The sequence below is a fragment of the Natronococcus pandeyae genome (genome assembly GCF_008122205.1).
In the GTDB taxonomy this organism is placed as follows: Archaea; Halobacteriota; Halobacteria; order Halobacteriales; family Natrialbaceae; genus Natronococcus; species Natronococcus pandeyae.
In genome coordinates, this window is record NZ_PHNJ01000018.1 from 72154 (window position 1) to 97578 (window position 25425).

Sequence of the window (25425 nt, forward strand, 5' to 3'; positions counted from 1 at the left end):
GAAAATTTGCATGTGGGGGTCGAGCTAAGCCACAGAGTCGCTCTTGCGAGCATCTAAACAAGGCCACCTGGACCGGGTGCCGCTCTGCGTAACATCACGGACGGTCCACGATGAGAATCTCGAATTGTCAATGTAGTCATCGACAATTACGACGGGGCGTACGTTTCGTCAGGCTTCCAGATTCGCCACTCCTCGTTCGCCGCATCCCACCGGCAGAGATCGCCCCTGTCGAACTCCTCGCCGGATCCGTCAGATATCGCCACATCGCCCTCGAACGCACCGCCGTTGCGGGTTTCGGTCAGATCTCTTCCGTCGAGAGGCCCGCCGCCGATGACGCCATTCCACCGCGGGCGGTCGGCATTCCCGGAGACGGATACGTCGTCGACCGTCAGTGGATACCTCCCTGGAACACCCGAGGTCCAGACGGAGCAATCGCCGACGTTGTCCCATCGGATCCGTGCGTCGCTTTGGTTCGCGATTTGCTGAATTCCGTACACTTCTGACGAATCCGACTGAAACCGAATGCCGTATCGCGCATCAGCAGTCGCGATGTCAGGGTAATAGACGGCGCCGCCGTCGCTTCCCTTGAACACGATCGCGTCGAATTCGCCGGCATCGGCGAGCGATGCTTCGGAAATTATCGGGTGCCACACCGATCCCTGACCGTCGACGACGATTCCGTCCGCCCCAGAACTCACCTCCGGCCGGACTACGGCTCCTCGATCGGCTACGTAAATTCCGGTACCACCGTCTGATTCCGTGGAGATGCGCGGGCTGTAAACGGTCGCGCCGTCGCGCACCTCGACCGCCCGCGGTGCGTTCCCGATAGCTTCCACGCTAGTGCACGTAGCGTCGTCTTCGATCCGTACAAGGGAGTCCATGGCGACCGCTCTGCGGTACGTGTATGCACCGACGACCGAACACTGCTGCCGAATCCGGATCATGTGCGCGGGCGGATCGTCCTCATCCGCGACGCCCTGGACCCAGATGTTTCGGTGTGTACCATGGCCTCCTAGATCGACCACGGTATCGGTGTGACTGCCGGTTCCCACGTCGCTCGCACGGATGTTGTGCGCCTCCTGTTCCCGCGATCCCGTCGCTAAATCGAGCGCAGTCCCTTGCGTGTTTCCGAGCTCGAGATTGCTCAGGAAGTTCTGACGCCCGCCGGCCTCGTTGACGATGAGATCGCAGGTATCTCGCTGGCTGTTACCGGTGACACGTAAGTGGTGGAATTGGACGTTCTCGTAGCCGCTCGAGCCCCATCCATAGCGGTCGTCGTCCTCGGGTTGAAGGACCACCACGGCGTCGTCTATGACGTCATCGTTCTCAGCCGTCAGCGTAGTGTTGCCTGCTCCACCGTGACCCGCGCCCCCCCACCCGTGGAAGAAACAGTTGCTGCGTGGGGTGATCGGCGTATCCAGGTTATAGACTCCCGGTGCAATGAACTGCATACCGCGGTCGTTTCCGGACTCTTCGTGCGAAAAGTCGCCGAAATCGTCGGTTTTACTCGCGTCGTCAACGTTGCGCAGCGCGTTCTGGCCGGACATGATTGCCGTCGCGGCATCGTCGCCGCGGTACACTTCCTCGGGTTTCGCGCCAACGTATCGGGCGGCGAGCGTCACGTACTCGTCCGTCTCCGTATCGATGAACGTGAACGCACGGTGAGCACGGAGCCAGCCTGGAACGACATCGTGTACGTCCCCGCCGCTCCGAGTGCGTAACGCGCCGCCGTTCCTCGTTATCTCGCCGTCTTCAGTCGGATCTTCACCCGTGTCTTCGATACGAAGACGATCGACACCGAGTGGCACGTCGCCGAGCTCGATTTCGTCGATGTCGTCTGCCAGGCTTAGCGTGCCGTCGTCTACCTCGAAGACGTTGATGAACACGTCGAGGGGGAACCGCACCCACTCTTCTCCCGTATCTTGAAGGATCTCGCCTACCTCATACTCATCTCCGGCTTCGTTGATCAGGACAAATCGGTTCTCGATGCCCGGTTCCGGTAGCCCGTCTTCGGAGAGTTTGTACCACTCGATTCGCAACTCCGAGAGATCGTCGCTCATCGGTTTTCCGTCACTTGTGGCGCCGGTAGAGATTCCGAGGCCTCCTATAGTCACTCCCCCGATTGATCCAGTAGCGGCGAGCGCTGCTACCAGTTGTCGCCTGCTCAGCTGGTTTGAACCTTCTTCCTCCGAATCGTATCGCGTCATGCGTTCGTACGACCCCGTTCGGCTATTGCGCCGATCATAAGTGCCACTACACGGACCCAATTACGAGGACACGCTTGAATGACACCCGGCTAGTGACCATACCTTAGCACTAGGACACGCTTGAATGACACATCGGCTAGCATGACCATATCTCAGCAATTAAGTTGCGCCGCCGACGTATCGAGCGGATTAACGCAGTAACCGAGGGTTCTATTGAACCCGCAGACAGCAGCAGGATAAGTCGTCAGTTTGACCGCCTTCTCGGATTTTCGGACCGCTTGGCGCGCTAGTATAGTCAGGTATTCGACCACAACTACAAAAAGAATTTGTAAAGAACGCCATCTGTCCATAATCTCGGTTTCAAAGGGAAAAGAGCATCGAACGAGGTGTTCTGATTCGTCCTGTCTGTTTCTTCTCTACATTCCGAAAACGATCACCTTTCTCGATTGATTATTCACACAAGGTGATTAAGACATTATGATCGTGCAAGTCGCAATGCTCGGTATGGCCGGGAGACGCTATCCCCTAGTACTAGTGCCCAAACAGATCATTGCAGCCAACCGGAACAAGTTCCAAGACAAACGGATCGATGGTCAGTTTACGGATTCGCACATTGCCATCGCTTCGGCCGGACGGAAATCTCCACCAAACCGACCCAAACGAAGGCAGCTCTTGCGGACCATCGGCGCAGCTGGCGTCACGGCCGTCGTCGGTTGTCTTGGTGACGAAAATCTGAACGACGGCGATGATTCTCCGAGTGGACCCTACTTCGAGGTGAGCCGGATCTTGCCGAACGACGCCACTCACGGGACTGACGAGCCCCTCCAAGTCGACGCGACAGTGACGAACACCGGCACCGAGCGGGACACACAGGCTATTGAGTTCCGCCTCAACGACGACGAGTTCGCTAGTGAACGGGTCTTACTCGGCCCAAGCGACACCGAATCCATCACCGTCGAATTCGACAATCTGCAGAACCAGGATCCGGGGGAACACACCCTCGCTTCCCACTCGTCCGACGATTCGGCCACGACGACCCTGACTGTCTACGATGACGACCGCTTAGGCGATGACCCTGCGATCCTCGTTCTGTCGACGACCGCAGGAGACCGACACGCGGACGCCATCGAAGCCGGTAACGAAGTCCTGACGAGCCTCGGCTCGGTCGCGATTGAGCGACACCTGGGCCCTACGGAAGCCGAAGATATCCAGGTTGACATTATCGACGACACGGACGGCAACGCCGCAGCTTTTCCCGACGATATGGAGGAGCTAACCCACTACGACGTCGTCGTTTGGCACAACGTCACGGGCAACGTCCTCAACGAAGACCAGCGGGCGGCGTTCGAGGAGTACCTCGAATCGGGTGGCGGCTATGTGGGGATCCACGCGGCCATCGAGGCCCACGAGGAGTGGTCGTGGTACGAGGACCTCGTCGGTGCCCGAGCTGACGGACGGCCGGAGGACGTCCAGTCCGCAGAACTCGCCGTCACTGACCAAGTTCATCCCTCGACGGCAGGCCTGCCGAGCGTCTGGGAACGCACCGACGAGTGGTACGACTTCGACCCCAACCCGCGGGGTGACGTACACGTGCTCGCGACCATCGACGAGGACACGTACGAAGGGGCGACGATGACGGACGGTCGAGCCGACCATCCAATTGCGTGGTGTCAGGAGGTCGAAGAAGGCCGCTCGTGGTACACGGCGGGCGGACACACTGCCGAGAATTGGGAGGACGACTCGTTCATCTATCACATAATCAGCGGCATCATGTGGGCGGCTGGCTGGATTGAGGGGGATGCTACGGCCACCGTGTGGGACGCCTACGATCGCGTCGAACTCGCGGGACCTGACGACCTTGAGGAACCGATGTCGATGGCGATCGCCCCCGACGGTCGAATTTTCTGTATCGAGCGTACCGGTGATGTCGTCATCATCGATCCGGAATCCGACCGAGTCACCGTTGCGCTCTCTCTTGATGTCGAGCATGACACTCCAAGGCATAATTGGGGTGGGTTGGGAATCGCTCTGGATCCGGCGTTCGAGGAGAACGGCTGGCTCTACCTCTACTACTCGCCAGTGGAGGAGGATCTCGACCCGGACGAGCCGATGCCGTACAACCAGCTGTCGCGCTTTCCGGTCGAAAACGACGAGATCGATCCCGATTCGGAGGTTGAGATCCTCCGAGTCCACGAGCAGCGCCAGACGTGTTGCCACTCCGCAGGCGCTCTCCGGTTCGGTCCTGACGGGTGGCTGTACCTTTCGACGGGAGACAACGTCACCCCGGCCGACGCATACGCTGCAATCGATGACCAATCTACCGATCCCAACACGACGGACGCGAGAGGGACGTCCGGCGATACGTCTGACCTGCGGGGGAAGATCCTCCGCATCAGGCCCCGCGAGGACGGATCGTACGCAACCCACGACGACAACCTCTTCTCCGAGGCGCGAGGGTACGGAGACGAGATTGAAGAGGGCCTCGTCCGGCCGGAGATCTTCGCGATGGGATTGCGAAACCCGTTCCGGTTCGGCGTAGACGAAGAGACCGGCTGGGTGTACGTCGGCGACCACGGACCGGGCGCTTCGTCTTGGGAGGTCGATCGCGGGCCGATCGGACTCCGCAACTACCGCCAAATACGGGAGCCTGGCAATCACGGTTGGCCGCTCGTTACCGGTCCGAGGTACCCCTACGTGGACTACGACTTCGAGGCCGAGGAACCGAACGGTCCATTCGATCTCGATGGCCCGACTAACGACTCCGTCAACAACGACGGCCTCGAGGAACTGCCCCCGGTTGAGCCTGCAACGTTCTACGTACCGACGGGTGGGAACTGGGACGCCTACACCGATGCCCCGGAAGACCACCCGTGGGAAGAGGATGTTTGGGACGTTCCGGATAGCGCGCCGTTTCCGGAACTGTCCGACGGCGCCCCGAAAGGCGGTCCCCTTGTTCGGCTGCCTGAAGAGCGTGCCGACGACGCCCTCCCCGACTACTTCGACGGAAAGTGGTTCATCGCGGGCTTCAATACTGGTTCGTTCCACTATGCTTCGTTCGACGAAGATCAAGAATTGCTCGAACTCGAACCGTTCCTGCCTGACCTAGACCTGAGATCGCCGATCGATATGGCGATCGGTCCAGAGGGCCGATTTCATTATATCGAGTGGGGAACCGGCGGTTACGAGAGTGAGGATTCCCGTATCTCGCGGATCGAGCACTCGTAGACTGTGATGAGACCGACGATCGGAATCGAGCTATCGGTAGCGGATTTTAGATACTAGTACGGATCTGAACTGTGTCCTAGACCCAAGCGCATTGAGAGCGATCAACTAGTAGATTGGAATCTTTATTGAATCTGCCCAAGTAAAAATCTGCACCGATGGCAGTATACGAAGAAACTGAAACGGTCGAACTTCCAACGCGTATCGTCGATCGAGTAGAGGATCGCCTCCCGTACACGGAATTCGAGTCCGCCGACGAGTACGTCGAGTACGTAATGGAGGAGGTCCTCTACCGCGTCGAGCAGGAAACTGAGGACGACGACTTCGAGCCCGTCGACGAGGAGGAAGTGAAAGATCGACTCAAGTCGCTGGGCTATCTCGACGGGTGAGCTTCTCGTCCAACGCTGCGAACGGACGCCATCATGGACGCGCTCACGCATGTCTTCCTCCCGCTCACGATCGCCTACGTCCTCCGTCGGGACCTCTTTCAGCAGCCACAGTATCTTCTCCTTGGCCTCTTTGGCTTGGTCTCCGACCTCGACAAGCCGCTCGGCGTGCCTGGACTGCTCCACTCGCTCGTGACGCTCGTACCAATCTGCCTGATACTAATCGTGATCGACTACTGGTACCGTGACGACACGACGTACGGACTCCTCACATCGGCGTTCGTTCTGAGCCATCCGGTCCTCGATATCCTCGAGGGCGTGACTGTGCCGCTGCTCTACCCGCTCGTCGCGACGGGCGTCGGCTTCACCTATCCCATGACGGTGGTCTTCGGCCCGGACGCGGGGGCGCTCTGGTTCGCGCTCGAGGGACCGCCAGTCGCACTGGAGTTCGGCGAGCCGCGCCTCGGGCACGCCACGGACCCAGACGTCACCGAGAACACGTACGGGGTCATCGACGGATACGGCGTCGCCTCTACGCTCACCTTCCTCTTCGTATACGGTGGTCTTGAGTGGCAGGAGCGACGAGAGCGGGGTAACGAATCACCCTGACTCGACGTCACCCAGACGAAAACGATTACCCAGGCTTGCGGTCCGCAACCTCTCGCTCCCCGATCTCTTCCTCCTTGAACCTCCGCTCCTCGAGCTCGATGATCTCGTACGTCGTCTCGAAGATCCGATGGCCGTCGGTAGCGCTTACGGGAAGGTCGCCATCCCACCGTACGGCCTCGACGTATCGGTCGAGCAGTTCGTCGAATCCGAAGTAGAGGTCATCGCGGACCAGTCTCGTACCGGACTTGGCCACGCCGAGGAGGATCTGGGAGACGGCGGAGAGTGACACCTCAAGGACCTCCAGCGCCGAGTGCGACGTTTCGCGACCGAACTGGTAGAGGACGTCCCGGAACACGTCGACGATCAGCACCTTCCGGTCGCCGACGACGATCAGGTACCACTCCGAGAGCGGTGCGTCGAAGTGCATCGTGAGCTGACCGACCGCGTCGGTCTCCCCGTCGAGGGTCGCCGTCAACGACCGCAGTCGGCCGTCGGCGAACTGCGGCTTCACGTGTCGCGGCTGAGGCGTCCCGATGAAGTGCTCCATCAGGTACAGCAAGTGGGGCGACTCGTCGAAGAAGAGATCGTAGGGCAGCTCCGTGTACCAGGACGGCAGTCCTCGCGCCGGCGAACTCAGCTGGAACCCCTTCACGTACTGGATGGTCCCAACATCCCCCCGCTCGACCATCCGTCGAGCCTTCAGCATCGACTTGGAGAACAGGAAGTTGTGGACGAGACCGAGACGTGCATCACATCTGTCGGCGGCGTCGAGCATCCGCTCGGCGGCGGCTCGATCGACCGCCATCGGTTTCTCGCAGAGTACGTGCGTCCCGGCCTCGAGCGCCGCGATCGACAGTTCGGCGTGGGTGAACGGCGGCGTGGCGATCGTCACTACGTCGACGGTGTCGAGGAACGAGTCGAAATCGTCGTATATATCATTGATCTCGAATTTTGAGGCAGCCCGTTCGGCGTTTGGATACTTGTGATCATAGACGCTCACGAGATCGGTCCGCTTGTTGGCCTGTATCGCAGGAATGTGGCGCTCCGTCGCGATCGCCCCGCAGCCCGCGACACCGATTGTGAATTCCGTCATTGTAGTCCCTCCCGAAGCCAAATCGCCCCTCGAAGGGGACGTTCGATCATTGGTTTCCTCCGTCGCTTCTCGTGGCGGACGTTTGTGATTTACGTCGGCTTCGAGCGGTAGCGGCGGCCGACGGTTTCATCCCTAGTTCCTCGTAAATGCCAATCATATCGTCTGTCCGCTGCTCCCAGGAATGGTTCTCCTCGACGTACGCCCGTGCCCTCCGCGAGACGTGCTCGACGGTCTCGGGGCGGTCGAAGAGGTCGGCGATCGTCTCGGCGATCGCGTCAGGGTCGCCGACGGGGACGAATCGCCCCGTCGAGCCGTTGGCGAGAATCTCGCGAGAACCCGCCACGGGCGTGACGACCGGAACAGTGTACGTCGCCATCGATTCGAGCAACGTTAGGGGGAGCCCCTCCGAATACGAGGGCCGACAGAAGACATCGGCGTCCAAATAATACTCCGTCACATCGTCGACGAATCCGTGGACGTGGACCACGTCGTCGACGCCGAGCGTCACCGCCCGTGCTGTCAGCTCGTCCTCAAGGGGCCCACCTCCGACGAGGTGAATACTCGCGTCCGGATGACGGTCGGCGACGGCCGGCGCGGCCGCGATCAGATCCTGTGGCCCGTTGTTTCGGACCTGGCGTCCGACGTACAACAGCGTCTTGTCGAACGCCGACGGCGCGACGTCGAACGCTTCGAGATCGACGGCGTTCCGTAGGACGCGTGTCCGGTCCGGTGGCGACCCGAGCTCGCGGGCGACCGATCCCACCGCGTCGCTCACGCAGACGATGGCGTCGCTCCGGGTGACGAGTTGCCGAGCGAGGGTCCGCTGGAACAGCTTCGCGGCGCCGCCGCCGAGCCCGTCCAGGTGGTCGAGTTCACCTAGGTGCAACGTCGTCACGAGTGAATACCCGGAGTAATGCTTGTACGCAAGGGCGAGATAGGACGTGAAGAAGAACCGATTGTGAACGTGGACGATCGACGGGTTCGTCTCGCCGAGCACGCGTTTGAAACGTCGAACGGCAGCGGGTGAAATTGCGCTTTGGAGACCGATGTAATCAGTCAGTTCGATCTTCCTCGCGGCGAAGACGGAGACGTCGGGATGATTGCAGAGATCGATCGATTCGTCGTCCGCGGCGAGCGTGAAAACGCCAACCGCGTACCCACGAGCCGACAATCGCCGCGCCAGACCGTCGACGACATGCTCGACGCCGCCGTCGCTCGGTGGCAGGTAATCGGCACAAAAGAGGACGTCGAGTCCCGATCCTCCTCTTCGGACACCAGGGTCCGAATCTGTTCTTGTCGTCTGTCTCGAGGTCATGTGCGATCACGATAACTCCTATCGGAACCGCCATATAGCGCAGGTTTTGTCGCTCGAACTAGTGGTCAAACGTTGAAACGTTCGAAGAGCTGGCCGATCCTCGGAAGCGATGTGGTACTGCACTAGGCTATCCGCGGTCGATATCCCTAGGACCTGCCTTTCGACACAAGTAGATCCTAGGTTAGGGTCACCCCGTGGAATCACTACGTCCGCTCGCGTCAATAGGACTGACGGTGACGAATCCAGTATGTATCCCCAGTCAACGACGCACCTAGTAACCGGCGGGTGTGGATTCGTCGGTCGCCACCTCACTCGCCGATTGCTCGATGCGGGCGCAGACATTCACGTGGTCGACACATTCGTTAGCGGTTCCCCACCGGAAACGTGGGCGCCGAATCCGATCGGTACGACGGCCAACTCGGCCGACGATCAGTCGTCGACGAGATACGAATACGAGAACGGGTCTCTGACGGTATTCGAATGTGACGTGAGAGAGTTTTTCGAGAGAGCAGACGGCGAAGCGAGCTACGACTACGTGTGGCACCTCGCAGCGATCATCGGTGGTCGTTCCACGATCGAGGGGGAACCTCTGAAAGTCGCCACCGACCTCTCCATTGACTCTCAGTTTTTCAACTGGGCGATCGACCATCGGCCGGGACGCATCCTGTACGCCAGTTCGAGTGCGGCGTATCCCACACACTTGCAGAACGGGTCCGACCCGGTGAAGCTCCGGGAAGATCACGTTCGGTTCGAACCGAAGATTGGGAGTCCGGACATGACGTATGGATGGTCGAAGCTCACTGGGGAGTACCTGGCTCGAACGGCTGCATCGGAGTACGGGCTGTCGGTAGCCGTCATCAGACCGTTTTCGGGATACGGTGAGGACCAGAGCTTCGACTATCCGATCCCGTCGATCGCGAGGCGGGCGCACCATCAGGAGGACCCGCTTATCATCTGGGGATCGGGGAGACAGGTCCGCGATTTCATCTACATCGACGACTGCATCGACGCGATGCTGAGAGCGGTTGATCAAATATCTGACGGCTCCGCGGTCAACGTCGGCACGGGCACGCCGACCGACTTCATTGAAGTCGCCGAAACGTTCGCGGACCTCGCCGGATACGACCCGTCCATCGAGACGCTCCCTGAGAAGCCGGAGGGGCCGCGATTTCGGTGTGCGGAGACGACGCGAATGAAAAATGAATTGAACTGGGAGCCGGCGGTTTCAATTCGAGACGGATTCGAAGCTGTCCTAAACGGGGTCGCGCAACGGATCGAGTAGTGTCCGCACGTAGTTCCCGTCGCACGCTGCGTTCGGAGAACCGCGAGTCGGACTAGAGTGCTCTCTGGCACATCGGTCACGTCGGTTCTCACGGAAAGATAATCGGATTCGAATTCAGCGGAGAATCCACTCTTATAGTATCGATCGCCGATTCCGAACGACCGGTATCGATCCGTGTTCGGCACATGACGGTACGTGAACACCCCCTACATTCACTACGAGACCCGTATACTATCCCGACGTCAATAGCTCGATCATGAATCTCTGTATCGCTCACGGTGGTGATCCGAGCGATCCGAGCGGCGGTACGGACCGCATCGCGACGTTTGCGACTGGTCTGGTCGATGTCGGACACGACGTGACGCTCGTGACTCCCCAACCGTCGAATGGGTTGTCGGCGGATCTCGAGGGCGTCGAACACGTCACCGTTCCGATCACGCCGCGACGGACCGTCGATCAGCCGATCCGTGCGGCGATGGTGTCTCATCGGGCGTTCCGGATCGCCCGCCGTCGCGACGCCTACGTGCAAATCGAGCACTCGTCGCAGGCGGGTGTTGCTGCCCTTATGGGAAAATCGGGCTTCGTGTTGGACATGCACGATCTGGTCTTTCCATCGCCCCAGTATCGACTTCCGCTCCTCGATCCCGTCTCGAAACGCGTACTCTCGCGCATCGAACGCGCCGGGGTCGAGCGATCGGACCACGTTATCGTCGTCTCATCGCCGATAAAGGAATTCCTCGTCGAGCGGTGGGGCGTTCCGCGAGGTCGCATCTCGGTGATCCCAAACGGGTTTTCCCCGGTTCGAACGGACGGATTTCTCGACGTACCAGAAGTTTCCGGCCGGGTCGGCTTCATCGGCACGCTCCACCCGAAACTCGACCTCCAGACCTTCGCGGCGGTTGCAGGTGCACCCGAAGTGGAGTCGGTCGTTGTCATCGGCGACGGATCGATGCACCAACAACTGGAGAGGCTAGCACGACGAACGAGCGGGACGATCACACTGACCGGCCGCCTCCCTCACGAGAAGGCAATGGGGCTGCTAGCCAGCTCTCAGGTCGTCGTGTACCCGATACGGGAGTCACTCCACACGAGAATGCTTTCCTCCCGCAAGATTTTCGACTACGCTGCACTGGGGAAAGCGATGGTGCTTGACGACGTCAGCGACAGTGACATCTGGGCGCGGTTCAAGTCGGAGGATGCCGCAGTGTTTGCCGATCCCGACGACAGGGCGGATTTCGTCCACAATGTACGCGTGCTTCTCCGAGACGATGACCGCCGGGCTGCGGTCGGGCGCACCGCACGGGAGCTCGCGACGGATTACACCTGGGACAAACGGGTAGATGAGCTCGTCGGGCTCTACAACCGACTGAACGCTCTAGAGGTGCATCCTAGGTGACCCACCGGTCCAGTGGTACCGCCGTCGTAACTAGTCGGCAGACTAGGGGTACGGCACCGGTGAGACGAGATTCGGATTTATACTGGATTGCGAGGCGAATACCCCGACCCACCGTGGTCGGGGCTGAAGCCGACAGCTAGCAAAACAGACTACTAAGTAGACATACCACAAAACAACAGACAGCGATGGAATACAGTCACCGCTACCGTGCTTACCCGACACAAGTGGTAGCGGAACGACTGGAACACCATCTCAACGTTCATCGCCAACTCTACAACCACGTCCGCTGGGACTACGGGAACAGCCCAGAGGACGACAAACCGTCTGAGTACGACCAGAATAACAAACTCCCCGAGTGGAAGCGCAAGTGGCCAGTGTTCAGTGAACTGCACTCGAAGGCCGCACAAGCCACCGTCGCACGCTTTCACCGCAACCTCTCCAACCTTCGCTAAAAGAAAGAGAAGGGATACAACGTCGGTCGGCTCAAGCGGCAATCACCCACCGACTACCGGAGTGTCACGTACAACCAGTCTGGCTTCGACCTCGATGAAAAGAGGGGCCACGATAAGTATGCGTACGTGCGCTTCAGCAAAATCGGCTGGGTCAAAATCCGATATTCACGCCCGATTCCCGGCCACGCTTCCATCAAGGAAGCCACGTTCAAGAAAGAGCGGACCGGCGAGTGGTTCGTCACGCTTAGCCTGGCAACCGACGATGAACACGTCCCCGAGAAACCCGACGTGGACTCGCTGGATGCGAGTAACAGCGTCGGTGTTGACCTCGGCATCCTCAACTACATCCACACCAGTGACGGGAAGACCGTCGAATGGCTCGACCTCGAGACGACGAGTAGGAGCGTCTCCAGCGCGAACAACGGAAGTTGTCTCGCAAGGAGAAGGGGTCGAATAACTATGAGAAACAACGCCGGAAGGTCGCCACGGCGAAGCGGCGCATCCGCCGGAAGGTGTTGGACTACCAGCACAAGTTGACGACGTGGCTTGTCAAGGAGTACGACGCTGTGTTCGTGGAAGACCTCGACGTTGCTGGAATGCTTCAAGGAGAGGGGAACGCTCGTAACAAGCAGGATGCGGCGTGGCGGCAGTTCATCACGCTCCTCGAATACAAGAGCGACCTGTATGGCACGCACGTCGTGCAGGTTGAAGCACGAGGTACGACGAAAGAGTGTGCGTCGTGTGGCGTCGAGACTGAGAAACCGTTGTGGGTGCGTGAGCATTCGTGCCCGTCGTGCGGGTTTGAGACGGATAGGGATGTGAACGCGGCGATGAACGTCCTGCAACGCGGTTTTCCGAATTAGGGCTGGGATGGCCCGAATCAACGCCTGTGGAGACTGTGACCGCTGTGGACACCGCTGATTTCCAGCGCGTGTCTGCAAGTCACGTCGTAGAAACAGGAAGCCTGCCCTCGTGAGATGAGGATTCCCCGCGCCACCGTGCGCGGGGTAACATTCAAACTACTCGCCGTGCTAAGGAGCTATCGCCCATGAAGATCGGCGTCATCGGGCTGGGGAGTTGGGGGCGCAGAGTGTTCGAAGAGTACGCACGCTTACGAGACGAGGGAGTTACCGACGCCGTCGTCGGCTGCGACACCGATCCCGGGCAGTTGGCTGCCATCGACGGCGCAGACGCGACCTACGAATCGCTTGAGGAGACGCTCGAAGCCGCCGACGCCGTCCACGTGTGTACGAACAACGAGTCGCACTATCCGATCGCCCAGCGCGCCCTCCGCAGCGACACCGATGTGCTCCTCGAGAAACCTCTCACGCTAGATCGTCGGAACGCGTACCATCTCGTCGAACTGGCGAGCGAGCGCGGTCGGATTCTCCAGTCCGGCCACGTGTTCCGGTTCGCCAACGTGGTACGGAAGGTCCGCGACCTGTACGATGACGGCTACTTTGGGGACGTCTACTACGTCACCCTCCGCTGGACTCATCAGACCGAGCCGATCGACGGGACGGATGTACTCTGGGATTTGCTCCCCCACCCGCTGGACATCCTCAATTTCGTCGCCCGTGACTGGCCGGATGACGCCGTCGTGATCGGTGACGCCTGCCGACGACCGGACCGACTGGAGTTCGCAACCGCCTCGCTCGAGTTCGAGGAGTTCACCGCCGTCGTACAGCTCAGCTGGGTCGATCCAGTGCGACGCCGACAGCTCGAGATCGTCGGTGCCGAGCGGAGCGCGGTGGTTGAGTGCGTCGACCAGACGATCGACGTAGCCGGGACGGCTCCCGATCCAATCGATGTGGTGAAAAACAACACAATACGAACGGAAGCGCAGAACTTCATCAACGCGATCGAGACCGGACAGAACACGTTCAACTCGGCGATCGTCGGCGCCCGGACGGTCGACGTAATCGACGAGATCCACACGGAGGTGAGGTAACGATGGACGACAGCCGCTTCGCGATTCTCGAGGGCGTTGACGTCGGTGACGACTGCACAATCCACGATCAGGTCAACCTCTACAAGTGTCGGATCGGCCAAGGAACGAAGATTGACGCCTTCGTGTACGTCGAATCGGATGTCTCCATCGGCACGAACTGTACGATCAGAGCGTCCACGTTCATTCCGACGGGCGTAACGATCGGTGACCGTGTGTTCGTGGGCCCTAACGTCACGTTCACGAACGATCGATACCCGAGCGCCTCGGACGAATGGGAACTGGAAGAGACCCATATCGAAGACGATGTCGGGATCGGGGCGGGCGCAGTCGTACTCCCGGGTGTTCGAATCGGCTCCGGTGCAACGGTCGGCGCAGGGGCGGTAGTGACGGACGACGTCCCAGCGGCAGCGACGGTGGCCGGGAATCCGGCGACCGTCATCGATGGCCATCCCCCGACCGACAATGGAAACGGGCACTCCGGGACGAACGAGTCGGAACCCGGATAACGAATGGTTCGAGTCATCGTACGCGCAGATGACATCATCGGGCCAGGCCTGGTGGCGCTCGCGGACTGGTTCGAGACGTATCATCCTGACGTTCCGTGCGCAGCGTTCGCGATGGAGACGCAGCGGGCGTGGGATCGGCGATCATGGCAGCGCGCTCGAACAATGATCGAGGAGTACGGCTGGGAACTAGGCGGACACACGCGGTCGCATCCGAAACTCAGCTTGCTGTCGGAGGCAGAGATCCGGGCGGCGATCGAACGCAACGTCGAGGACATCGAGCGGGGGTTGCGGTCGGCCGGTCTCGAGTACTCGGTCGCGAGTTTCGCGTATCCCTGCGGCGACTTCGACGAACGCGTCGTCTCGATCCTCGACGAACTCGGACTCGGGTGCGGACTCACGTATCCGGACGGGTTTCCATACTCCTCGGTCGATACCATCCCGGACGGGGCTGATCAGTTACAGTGGGGTGTAACACACAATGGGAAATTCGGGACGGCCGTCTGGAATCAGCGATTCGATCGCGTCTGTGAACGCCGTGACGGACTGTACGTCCTGTGCATTCATCCCGGCCGCTGGGCAACGTCGGTCCTAGGGACAGTGACGACCTATCTAGATCACGAGCTTCCAGTGATCGTCGTCGCGAAATCCCTGGCTCGCGGGCTCCTGCAGAGGCGCGAGAGCAAGTGGGACGTCCTAGACGAGCACCTGCGTTACGTGAAACGCGCCGATGACGTTGAGTTCACCACGTTCAGGGACTGCGTCGAGGCGCCGAGAGAGGCGTGAGCGTATCGTACCAGATCTGTTGAAATCACCGGGTCATCGGTTCACGAAGCGCGAAGCCACTCCGTACGCACCGTATCGGATGATTCAGTATCGGAAGTGGGCTATCTCGGTACCCGTATCACCGGTCCACGTGAACGAGGCCGATCCCCGGGTCGTCGAATCGATATCTGCCAGGTGGATGGTGAATCTCTTCCGTGGCGTACTCGCACTTGAGTTCCTCCCAAAAGGTCTGGACGCCAAATGCGGGGTTGTGGATATCGTGGAGGGCAATTATCCCATCATCACCGACTAAGGGTTCGTACGCTTCGAAATCGCGCTTGACGCCTTCGTAACTGTGGTCTGCGTCGATGAACAGAAAACCGATCCCATTTGTGGCCGAGTCGGCCACCTCTCTGACGGTCGCGTCAGTTTGCGAATCACCCCGGACGAAGACGAGTCGCTTGTCTTCGAACAACGAGGAAAATAGCGGGATGATATCGTACGTGTATCGTCGGTTATCACCCTCGGGTAAATCAACGCTCACAACGGTCGATGCTGTCTCAACGCACCGGCACCAGGCGTAGAGCGTCCCCCCTCGTGCCGTCCCGATTTCGACGATCGTCTCTGGTTCCGCTGTGTCGACTCGTTGCACTACCGTTTCTAAATCCTGCCGAACCTGCATCGGGCGGATCGAACAGTATCTACCGAGGCCACTGAACTCATAAACCGTGTCGATCACGTCGGAGGTCGACGTTTCCGTTCGCCGTCGTTTCCGTAGTTTCTGTTCCGACACACGGTGCGAGAGGGTGTGACCCAGACATCGACCGACTAGGTATCGGATGTAGATACCAACGAAGGCGCGTGCTCCTTCGGAACGATAGTCTTCGCAATATTGCCGAGTATACCGGACGTGAGACCCCAGTATCGGGACATGTCGCGTCAAAAAGCCAGCAGCCTCGATCACGAGCCACAGGAATCCCTCGGTTTTGTAGAGGCGCAATGCCCGTCGATGGAGTGCCATACTGGTTGTTCTCTGGAGAATAGTTAATACGTTAGTGTGGACTGTTCGGCCTCTCGTTCCACAGGACCGGCTCTTCGACGAGAAGAAGTCGATCATATCGAGGGCCCGTCGACCGGTTTCAGAAGAGGCTGATCGCTGTGAGGAGGTCCTCTCTATATCCGATATTTCAAATCAATCCTTTTCTGTTAACTAAGGATCATTTTAGATAAGAGGCGATAACTTTACACGACGTCGATTGTCCGGATTAAGGCCATAGAAAGTTTTTATCTGTCTTTCTCGCCATCTTATCTCGTGAACCGACGTACGATCCTTTCGGTTTCCGGCGGGGTCCTGATGATGTCCGTTGCCGGCTACAGTAGCGTCCGCGACGAGGAGGAAGACACTGACGGGTTCGAAGTCGAGGAACTGGAACATGGACTCAGCCATCCCTGGGGAATGGCGTTCCTCCCGGACGAGACACAGATGCTCGTCACGGAACGTGACGGGCACCTCTCGCTCCTCGATCGGGAGACCGGTGACCTTGAGGAGGTCGACGGGATGCCCGAGTTGCACGTGCAACACCAGGGCGGGCTACTCGACGTTACGATACATCCCGACTTCTCCGACGAGCAATGGATCTATCTCACCTACTCCGCGACGAATGGCGACGACGAGTCCGCTACGCACGTCGGCCGAGGGCAGCTCGACCTCGACGAGGCAACGCTTGAGGAGTTCGAAGAGCTGCACGTTGCCGAACCGTTCACCGGCTCGAACTTCCACTTCGGCTCTCGTGTTGTCTTCGGCGAGGATGGGCTGCTTTACATGACTACTGGTGATCAGGACTTCAAGGATTTCGGCCCGGATCACGTCTCTCAGGATAGATCCAACGAACTCGGGGCAACGCTGCGCCTCGAGCCGGACGGCTCGATTCCCGACGACAACCCGTTCGTCGACGAGGACGACGTAGCGGATGCGATCTATAGCTACGGGCACCGGAATTCACAGGGCATGGCGGTCCACCCGGAGACGGGCGACATTTGGCAGAGCGAGCACGGCGAAGAGGACGGCGACGAAATTAACATCATCGAGGCGGGTGGCAACTACGGCTGGCCGGTCGCCCACTACGGCTGTGAGTACGACACTGAAGAGCCGATCGGCGACATGCCTGAAGAGCGCGACGACGTGGTGGATCCGATCTACTACTGGGAGTGTACCAGCGGTGGCTTTCCGCCTAGCGGCACGACGTTTTATAACGGCGACGCCTTTCCGGAGTGGCAGGGTGACCTTTTTATCGGCAACCTGGCTGACGAGTACCTCGGCCGGTTTACCGTCGACGGGGCGGATGACGAGGATATCGCCGTTGAGGAAGCCGAGTCGCTGCTGGACGACCGAGGGTGGCGGATCAGAGACGTGGAGGCCGCACCTGACACGGGCTATCTCTACGTGCTCGTGGATCAGGGGAACGCTCCGGTCGTCCGTTTGACACCCGAATAACCGGATGCAAACCGAGTCTGTGAGACATACCTAGGATTACTAGTGGGGATGTTCGAACCCCGACAAACCGGTGGGCGCTACTATCTACAAAAAAGCAGGCTGAGTGCCTTGGGGCTTGACCCCGAGGCGGTTCACCGGCTTATTGGTTTGTCAACAGGAACCAGATCGAAAAGAATCCGAACTGGCCGTATTAAGTAGTGCCATTCGTCGAGATCAAAGGAGTCGGACGCAAATTCCACATCCTGCTTCTCCGGCGACAGCAGGAGCCTCCCCGCACAACGCGCTCGGTCCATTCGTCGCTCGTGTGCTCTGATGTAGTACCACGATCTGTCGAAGTAGTTCGGCCACTCGAGTGGTGAGTGCAGGAACGTCGCCCGCGCTTCAGCTACCAACGAATCGACGGCGGAATGGGCGTTTAATCGCTCTCGGACCGCCTCGGGTAGTTCGATTCGGTAGAGAACGTTCGCCAAACGCATCCCTAGAAGGAGGATTCGCTCTTTGTGCAGTTGTCGGGCGCGATCGAGGATAGCTCCCCAACTTACTTCCCAATTCTGCGTGAGACCTGCGATATCTGCTACCCAGAGCAGCCGCCCCCATCGATGTTTCGTTCCATGGACACACAGCGCGATGATTCGATCAGTTTTCGGAAGCACCTGGATACTCCTCCCGCCCATCCGAACCTGCTCGAGACGATCGGCCACCGACTGGTAATGTACAGGGAATAGATAGTCGTCGTCTGCAATCTGCCAGTGGAGGCCGACGTGGATATTATCGGCCGAGTGAAATAACTCGTATTCGTGATCGAACTGGAAAAGCGCAGACAGTCGCTCGGTGCTGATCTGCGACGCTGGTTCGTATCCACGCACACGGAGCATCGTGATCGTCTTCGAGACGTCTGTCCGGCGGACCAAGAGGTCAAGATCGCGAAAGTCACGGCGCCCGACATCGCCGTAGGCGCTCACCGAGAGTATCGGCCCTTTGAACGGGACCGCATCGATCCCGTGCGCTTCACACTGCTCGAGCAAGTCAAGTAACTCCCGCGTCAACTGTAGCGTTCGTCCGGTAATTTGATTCGCGTCCGCTTGAAGCATGGCCAATTGGGCAGATGGCACCGAATCGGCACACGTGCGTGCCAGACGCTGATACAGGGCGGGAAGGAGACCGTGAAATCGTGCGATTCGACGCAGGTACTCCCACTCTACGTCGGATCGGATGAGTTGCTCGATTCGTCGTTTTGCGTCTGCGTCGACGATCGGCCGGCTACACTGAATCAACAACGCCGCTTCGGGACGGACGCTCGTGTCTTCCTTGATGCGGCCGGTCATTAGTGAACGAAATGGTAGACACGCTCGACGAGGTTCGGGATCGTTTCCACGTTTGCTTCACGTTGCAACCGCGAAACCGTCACCGAATCTGCGAGACGAGCACACCGCTGGAAGTGTTCTTGCCGAGTACACGTCGCCTCGAGAAGATTGACTGTGTAGGTGTTCTCGAGTAACGGAAAGAACGCATCCGAGCCGGTGAGCGTCACCTCCTCGTGATCAGGCTCGGTCAGTACGAACACTTGTGTGAGCGGTATCGGTTCTCGGGGACTCCCAGCCGGGACAGCGTACAGCGTTTTTGATCCGTTCGCTGGGGCGGCAGCCTGGAGATCAATATCAAGGGCCGAGACGACCGCTGGCTTGAGCTTCAGTACGGGAGGACCCGGTACGATCACGGGACCGTCATCTGTTAGCCGAATCGCGAGGAGATCGTCAGCCAAGACTTCGTGGCCGTCCCCTGCGAACGCGGCGGCGATCGTGGACTTGCCGGCGCCCGCGTTCCCGACGAACGCGAGTCCACGGTCGGAAACGCTGACTGCACTAGCATGGAGGACGAGCAGTCCCCGTTGGTGTAACAATACACCTAACCAGTGACCGAAAAGAAAGCGCCGAAGACGGTGTGCAGTGGCATCTTCAACTGGATCGACGATGATTTCGGTACCGTTCCTGATGACTGCCGTTCCCGTCCCCTCGTATCGGTACCACACTTCTTCAGAAGTCGCTCGAAGACACCCGTTTTTCTCCGAGGCGGACTCGACGGGTTCTGATAGTGGCTGCTTCCGGATTGCGATTTCAGGTCCTGGTGTCTCTGAGGAGTCGATCGAGGGTAATTCCGGTAATGGAACTGCGGATCGGATCCGAAGTCCATTCACAAAATACATGTTCATTACATTAGTGTGATTGTAATACGCTTCTCCGTGGCATTCCTTATTTTCGGCCCCAACGACTTTGTCCGGGTGGTCGACCTGATGCTTGCGCCTGATTCTGAAACAAATCTTGTCCCCGTCCTCGCTTTTGGGTTATCTCAATAGCATCCCCATACTCGATTAATTTAGGTGGGTTATACTCGTTATTATCATTTTCTGACATATGTTAACATGGAACACCAGCCAACATATCCTTTTCGTATCAATACAGATAACTTCGTATGGAAACTATCCACGCTTCGAGAAGAGACAGTCAGGAAAATGATAACCCTCGGAGCCAATCCTCGAGCGTGAGCGCGCGCCACACCGGTCGCGCATCATCGAGAGTCTGATCGGTGAGCAACCGATCGATTGCTTGCTGGAGGGCGGGTCGGTCAATATAGGCATCAACATGAGCGGGTGAGTTGCTGAGTTTCTCGAGGCGGTCACGTTCGTGCGTTATCAGCGCGGAACTGAACGCCTCAGAGAGGTCCGTCTTCCAGACGCGAGCTGCAACCGTGTCGGGTAACCGAGTCCCCATCGCCCGCCGTAATATCGACCGACTCCACCCGTTTCGGAGGAATTGCTCTGGGGGAAGCGCAAGGCAGTATTCGATGAGTCGCTTATCGAGGAAGGGATAGCGGACTTCCAGACCGAACCGTGCTGCCGTTCGATCGCTCGATTCGAGTGAGAATGGGACGAAACCCGAGGTAAGATTGCGGTAATGGTGTCCGCGTACGAAATCCTTCACTGGCGGCCGATCGATCTCAAACCGCTGAATCCGTTCTTGGAGCCCGATACGATCGGCAAACTCAGGATCGATCGTCGAATTGATCCGTTCGATCAGCGAATCCCAACCCTGCACTCGGCCCCATACGTCTCTAACCAGGGACGGGATCATCGGTTTGAGAACGGTACCCCAGAGCACGGTTCTGACTGGAACATCGAACCGGTCGGCAACACATTCCGTCTCGTGAAGCAGACGCCTCCAATATCCCGTATGGGTATACTCCGGAAGCGCCGTGAACCCGTACGAAACGGTTGAGTCTCCACCGAAGCCATGCAGAAGCACTCGAACGTTCCTCTGGGAAGCTGCACGACATAGTTCCCGATGTACGTACAGTGTCGGAATCGCGATCGGTCCATCTCTACTCGCGAAACCGTCAGTATCGGGTAACGGGCTCGTTTTATTGGGGGAAACGAACGTAGGAGCAACGGTAGTCTCGTCGATAACGTCCTCGATAAATCGCCGCTCGTTACTTTCGGGAACAGCGTCGAATACGGCGGAGAACGTAGGAAGTTCATATTGATCCGGAGTGAGGTCAGCTGCCGTGGTCGTTATGGACGAGGAGTCGAGTCCGCCACTCAGCGTTGCTCCGACCGGACGTGTGCTCCTAAGACGACATCGAACTGCTTTCTCGAAGAGTTCCTTGAACCTCTCCGCGTATGCCTGGTCCGAGTCTAATTGCAGTTCTCGTGACGGATCGGGCGTCCAGTAGTTTCGACTGGTCACATCTTCGGGCGTCACAGTCATCGTGTGTGCTGGCGGGAGGCGTGAGATGGAGCGATAGGCGGTGCCCGTTTTGTCTTCGAACAGTCCCGCCAGGTGTTCACCGATGCGCACTTCGTTCAGCGGAGTCGGAACGTCCGGAGAGGCCCGAAGCGCCCTGATTTCGGATCCGAATACGAAGAGGTTGTCGGACAGATGGTAATACAAAGGTCTGATCCCGACATGATCGCGCGCGCAAAATACCCGGTTTTGCTCGTCGTCCCAGATCGCAAACACGAACGCGCCCAAAAGGCGGTTCGGGCACCGATCTCCCCATCTCTCGTACGCCGCGAGGAGCAGTTCGCCGTCCGTTGTCGGTCGATTCCGTCTTCTTTCCAGATCGAGTTCGGCAATTAATTCAGCACGGTTATCGAGTCGGACGTCAGCAGTGAGGACGTACTTTCCACGCTGGAGCGGATAGGTCGCGTGACGCGATTCCGGTGTTGTGTACAGCATTCGATGGCCGAACTCAACCGAGCCACCGCTCCAGATGCCAACACCATCTGGCCCTCTATGAGAGAGCGTCCTTGCCATCCGTGTGAGACCGTTCGTGTCGAGTTGCTCCTCCGAACGACGATATATTCCGGTGATCGCGCTCACGGCTCACCCTCAGTAATGGGAAGCGGTCGATATTCGGCTAACGCTTCGATGTTACCGATTACGGGTTCATTTTCGCACTCGATCCACGCGTGTGCTTCCATCCTATCGGTCGTTTGCGTCACGCCGATCCGAAACTGAGGACGGTGGCCGTGTCTTGCCAACAACGAGTATCCTGCAATGGCCCGCGCAAAGCAAGTCGTCCGTCCAGGAAGACGATCGGCAGCGGTCCTCACAGCCCACCCGATCCGTTCGACGGATACGATCTCTTTCTTATTAGTGTCCGTCATATAATCGATCCATCCGAGAAGCTGTGAAATCCACCTCACTGGCGCCCACCGGAGGGTAAATCGGGCGAGAACGAGCCAGATGATGGTCTCCGCCAGCAGATAGCGATCACGACGCTCTAATTGGGCCAGTCCATACACGGAAGAGAGACTCACGACTGACATGCGTCAGGATGTCGCTCAATCAAATCCGCTTCTGCGAGACGATCGAGAAAGACGCGAACGTCGGACTCACAACGGGCAGGATCGACGTCGTATTCGGTTACGATCGCATCGCATACCTCGGCTACTGTCCGCGGTTCCTGAACGAGCTCCCAGATCCGGGTGCCCACTTCGTTGAGACCGAAATACGTATTCGAGTCGAGGTGAAGAATTACCTCCTCCTCGTCTAGCGTTGTGGAAATCTGCTCCGGAGCGGCAACCACTGTCGCTGTATCCGATGTCGAGTTCGAACGTCCCATGATCACCTTCCAATTCAGTAGATCGGGTAGTAAGGTTTGCTCCAGTAGCGGAATCTAGCGAACCGAATACAATGGTGCGATCGAGACGCCACCGGTGGGCTGCAACAGATGGGTCGAGTTTCCTAGTGCTAATATGGGATCTGAAACGTAAGTCGATACCTGTAGCCGCTAGGAGACGTGACGGGTCAATTCACAAACATTGGTCAAATCCTCTAAACGACTCAGCGAGGAGAGGACCGATCGAACCGAGTCGATGATGTACGCATCTACTGAAAAACGGCGCAGCGAACCCGAAAATCCGCAATGAGGGGTGTGACCTGCACCTGCAGGCCGTTCCTATTTACAAGAATTCGGGATCGGTAAGTGCATGCAGGCAGTCGTTCTTGCCGCAGGCAAGGGGACTCGGCTTCGGCCGCTCACCGAAACCAAACCCAAGGCGCTCGTCGAGGTCAACGAGAAGCCGATCATCGAGGACGTCTTCGATAACCTCCTTGAGATCGGTGCGACTGAACTCATCCTCGTCGTTGGATATATGCAGGAAAAAATTATTGAACGGTATGGTGATGAGTACAAGGGTGTTCCGATCACGTACGCCCACCAGCGGGAGCAGCTCGGGCTAGCCCATGCAATTCTTCAGGCACAGCCCCACGTCGATAATGACTTTGTTCTCATGCTCGGAGATAACATCTTCCGAGCGAACCTTGGTGATGTAGTCAACCGTCAGCGCGAGAACCGTACCGATGCGGCATTCCTCGTCGAACAGGTCCCTTACGAGGAGGCGAGCAGATACGGCGTCCTTGATACAAACGAGTACGGGGAAATCATCGAAGTAATGGAGAAACCCGACGATCCGCCATCAAATCTCGTGATGACCGGGATCTACACGTTTTCGCCGGCGATTTTCCACGCCTGCCACCTCGTGCAACCATCGGACCGCGGCGAGTACGAACTCCCTGATGCGATTGACCTGTTATTGCAATCCGGGCGCACCATCGACGCGATTCGGATGGATGGCTGGCGAGTTGATATCGGATACCCTGAAGATCGGGATCGGGCAGAGGAACTCCTCAACCGCTCGGAGGCAGTTCAAGGAGTATAGCGCTGTCCAGCCTGTTAGATGGGTATTTCGGATCGTTCTATTCAGCAATCATACCTCTACTCTTCCGTTCCACGCACTGAATTTCGAGCCAGCGCAACCACCGGTTATTCTGCAAGGCTTTCGGTTGTGCGACTTGCCTTGGTTTGCACGACCCGAAACAGTTCGCAGTAGTCTAGGAGGTGTCGTGGAAGGAGGAATTGCTCGCGGACGGTTTCGCGTCCATGCTTTCCTAATTGCCGACGACGAGCGTCGGCGGTAAGCAGTCCTTCGAGACGGTCAACGAGTATGTCGGCAGCGTCGGGGGAGATGAGATGGCCGTTCGTACCGTCATCAAGTTGTAGCGGGATCCCACCAACGCGCGAACCGATAACAGGAGTCTTTTTCCAGAGGGCTTCGGAGACGACGAGCCCGAATCCTTCTCGAATCGATTTCTGGACAACAATATCCGACTTACGCTGCAGGAAATTGATCGTCGTATCTGGTTCGTTCGTCAACAAATGAATATCCGGATCGTCCGCGGTTTCGTCGGCGACACGCTCGTAGATTTCGACGCCTTCCGGATCGTCGTCCGCCATTCCGCCCGCAAGAAGGAGTTGTGCGGACGGAAAACTCGTTTTCACCTGGCGATACGCATCGATCACGCCGAACTGATCTTTCCAGGGATCGAATCGGGAGACCTGCGTGATTACCGGCGAATCGTCAGTAAAGTCGATCGGGGCGAGGCGATCACGCTCGGCGGCGATTTCATCAGGATCCAGCGGTCGGTTTTTCTCCGACAACGGATCGATCGAGGGATGAATCACGGTCGTCGGGAGATCAAAATCCCGGCCGTACTCGGGGCGGCTGAAAACCACGTGGTCGACGTGCCGAATATCGTCCGCAAGGAACTGCAAACACGGCTCGGACGCGGCGGTGAGGTCGATATGACACCGCCAGATGAGTTGCGTGTCCGGAAACCGGTCGGCTAAGTCCTTCGCCATCCCTAGCGTCTGCGGGTCGTGAAGCACGATGATATCGTACTCATCAGTGAGCGCTGCCGCATTTCGTTGGGTCTCCCGGCGATACGTCGTCTTCATCGCGTCAGCGAGCACGACGTCCTGTCCCTGAAGACCATTGTGCATCGTTTTCGTGACATCAAAAAATAACTTGTCAGCCTCCATGACTCGCCAGTCAGTATTAATTCCGAGGATGTTCGACAGCGGTACGAGTGATTGCAAGATCTCTGCGACGCCGCCGCCGTTGGCCGTCGAATTGACGTGTAGCACCCGGACGCCCTCGAGGTCAGTAGCGAGCCTTCGAAGGCGGTCGAGTTGCTTGTCGTCTGCGATCGACTTGTAGTCGGCCAAGGATTGAGTCGCGGTAGGCTGCAACTGCATCCTAACTGTCACCATTCCAATATTCTATCGAGAGCTATATAAGTATTATATCTAACCAAGACAATTTTTTATTTACATATATCCTTCTAATAGCACTTGGCCTCATTCGTGGTGATCATACGTCGAGAGGCGCTCCTCCGTCCTGAGACCAGTG

Annotated in this window: 20 protein-coding genes and 1 pseudogene; 11 read left to right on the forward strand and 10 right to left on the reverse strand. The window is 58.4% G+C overall.

Features of this window, described 5'->3' with window-relative positions; translation table 11 throughout:
* Positions 1–146: 146 nt before the first annotated feature.
* On the reverse strand, positions 147–2060 hold the full coding sequence (locus CV102_RS22495) for a hypothetical protein (RefSeq protein ID WP_148860262.1): 1914 nt from the start codon (positions 2058–2060) through the stop codon (positions 147–149).
* A gap of 921 nt (positions 2061–2981) precedes the next feature.
* Here CV102_RS22495 and CV102_RS22500 point away from each other — a divergent pair.
* The 3 genes from CV102_RS22500 to CV102_RS22510 all read left to right on the forward strand — a co-directional run bounded on the left by CV102_RS22500 (position 2982) and on the right by CV102_RS22510 (position 6424).
* The gene (locus CV102_RS22500; protein ID WP_187433085.1) at positions 2982–5432 is read left to right on the forward strand and encodes a ThuA domain-containing protein; all 2451 of its coding nucleotides are present in this window, start codon (positions 2982–2984) and stop codon (positions 5430–5432) included.
* A gap of 155 nt (positions 5433–5587) precedes the next feature.
* Positions 5588–5818 (forward strand): hypothetical protein, encoded by a 231-nt coding sequence (locus CV102_RS22505; RefSeq protein WP_148860264.1) that lies wholly within the window; start codon positions 5588–5590, stop codon positions 5816–5818.
* Between the two features lie 33 nt (positions 5819–5851).
* Entirely contained in the window at positions 5852–6424 is a 573-nt protein-coding gene (locus tag CV102_RS22510) for a metal-dependent hydrolase (protein ID WP_148860265.1), read from the forward strand.
* Positions 6425–6449: 25 nt separating this feature from the next.
* Here the strand turns inward: CV102_RS22510 and CV102_RS22515 are convergent, their stop codons facing one another.
* Positions 6450–7517, reverse strand: a complete 1068-nt coding sequence (locus tag CV102_RS22515) for a Gfo/Idh/MocA family protein (RefSeq protein ID WP_148860266.1) — start codon at positions 7515–7517, stop codon at positions 6450–6452.
* Positions 7518–7563: 46 nt separating this feature from the next.
* Complete coding sequence (locus CV102_RS22520) at positions 7564–8832, reverse strand: glycosyltransferase family 4 protein (RefSeq protein ID WP_148860267.1); 1269 nt, start codon at positions 8830–8832, stop codon at positions 7564–7566.
* A gap of 109 nt (positions 8833–8941) precedes the next feature.
* Between CV102_RS22520 and CV102_RS22525 the strand changes: the two genes are divergently transcribed.
* The 6 genes and pseudogenes from CV102_RS22525 to CV102_RS22550 all read left to right on the forward strand — a co-directional run bounded on the left by CV102_RS22525 (position 8942) and on the right by CV102_RS22550 (position 15202).
* Complete coding sequence (locus CV102_RS22525; protein WP_222863729.1) at positions 8942–10114, forward strand: NAD-dependent epimerase/dehydratase family protein; 1173 nt, start codon at positions 8942–8944, stop codon at positions 10112–10114.
* 256 nt (positions 10115–10370) lie between these two features.
* Complete coding sequence (locus CV102_RS22530; RefSeq protein WP_148860268.1) at positions 10371–11510, forward strand: glycosyltransferase; 1140 nt, start codon at positions 10371–10373, stop codon at positions 11508–11510.
* 185 nt (positions 11511–11695) lie between these two features.
* Positions 11696–12938: pseudogene (locus tag CV102_RS22535) on the forward strand (RNA-guided endonuclease InsQ/TnpB family protein).
* A 72-nt stretch (positions 12939–13010) separates the two neighbouring features.
* The gene (locus CV102_RS22540; protein WP_148860269.1) at positions 13011–13913 is read left to right on the forward strand and encodes a Gfo/Idh/MocA family protein; all 903 of its coding nucleotides are present in this window, start codon (positions 13011–13013) and stop codon (positions 13911–13913) included.
* Between the two features lie 2 nt (positions 13914–13915).
* Positions 13916–14419: an acyltransferase gene (locus CV102_RS27175; RefSeq protein WP_148860270.1), complete on the forward strand. Its 504-nt coding sequence runs from the start codon at positions 13916–13918 to the stop codon at positions 14417–14419.
* A 3-nt stretch (positions 14420–14422) separates the two neighbouring features.
* Positions 14423–15202, forward strand: coding sequence for a polysaccharide deacetylase family protein (locus CV102_RS22550; RefSeq protein ID WP_148860271.1), 780 nt, complete (start codon positions 14423–14425; stop codon positions 15200–15202).
* A 118-nt stretch (positions 15203–15320) separates the two neighbouring features.
* Here the strand turns inward: CV102_RS22550 and CV102_RS26245 are convergent, their stop codons facing one another.
* Positions 15321–15920 (reverse strand): class I SAM-dependent methyltransferase, encoded by a 600-nt coding sequence (locus CV102_RS26245; protein ID WP_187433086.1) that lies wholly within the window; start codon positions 15918–15920, stop codon positions 15321–15323.
* 573 nt (positions 15921–16493) lie between these two features.
* Here CV102_RS26245 and CV102_RS22560 point away from each other — a divergent pair.
* On the forward strand, positions 16494–17675 hold the full coding sequence (locus CV102_RS22560) for a PQQ-dependent sugar dehydrogenase (protein ID WP_233710785.1): 1182 nt from the start codon (positions 16494–16496) through the stop codon (positions 17673–17675).
* 131 nt (positions 17676–17806) lie between these two features.
* Here the strand turns inward: CV102_RS22560 and CV102_RS22565 are convergent, their stop codons facing one another.
* From CV102_RS22565 to CV102_RS22585, 5 genes are all read right to left on the reverse strand, one after another.
* Positions 17807–19000, reverse strand: a complete 1194-nt coding sequence (locus tag CV102_RS22565) for a nucleotidyltransferase domain-containing protein (protein ID WP_148860273.1) — start codon at positions 18998–19000, stop codon at positions 17807–17809.
* A complete protein-coding gene (locus tag CV102_RS22570; RefSeq protein ID WP_148860274.1) occupies positions 19000–19575 on the reverse strand; it encodes a hypothetical protein in 576 nt (191 codons plus the stop codon). Before CV102_RS22570 ends, CV102_RS22565 begins: the two co-directional genes overlap by 1 nt.
* A gap of 601 nt (positions 19576–20176) precedes the next feature.
* Entirely contained in the window at positions 20177–22051 is a 1875-nt protein-coding gene (locus CV102_RS22575; protein WP_148860275.1) for an asparagine synthase-related protein, read from the reverse strand.
* A complete protein-coding gene (locus CV102_RS27300; protein WP_148860276.1) occupies positions 22048–22500 on the reverse strand; it encodes a lasso peptide biosynthesis B2 protein in 453 nt (150 codons plus the stop codon). Before CV102_RS27300 ends, CV102_RS22575 begins: the two co-directional genes overlap by 4 nt.
* Positions 22488–22796, reverse strand: a complete 309-nt coding sequence (locus tag CV102_RS22585; RefSeq protein ID WP_148860277.1) for a PqqD family protein — start codon at positions 22794–22796, stop codon at positions 22488–22490. Before CV102_RS22585 ends, CV102_RS27300 begins: the two co-directional genes overlap by 13 nt.
* Positions 22797–23163: 367 nt before the next feature.
* Here CV102_RS22585 and aglF point away from each other — a divergent pair, with 367 nt between their 5' ends.
* Positions 23164–23895, forward strand: coding sequence for a UTP--glucose-1-phosphate uridylyltransferase AglF (gene aglF / locus CV102_RS22590; RefSeq protein ID WP_148860278.1), 732 nt, complete (start codon positions 23164–23166; stop codon positions 23893–23895).
* Positions 23896–23999: 104 nt separating this feature from the next.
* Here aglF and CV102_RS22595 read toward each other — a convergent pair whose 3' ends face one another.
* Positions 24000–25241, reverse strand: a complete 1242-nt coding sequence (locus tag CV102_RS22595; protein ID WP_233710786.1) for a glycosyltransferase — start codon at positions 25239–25241, stop codon at positions 24000–24002.
* Positions 25242–25425 lie beyond the last annotated feature (184 nt).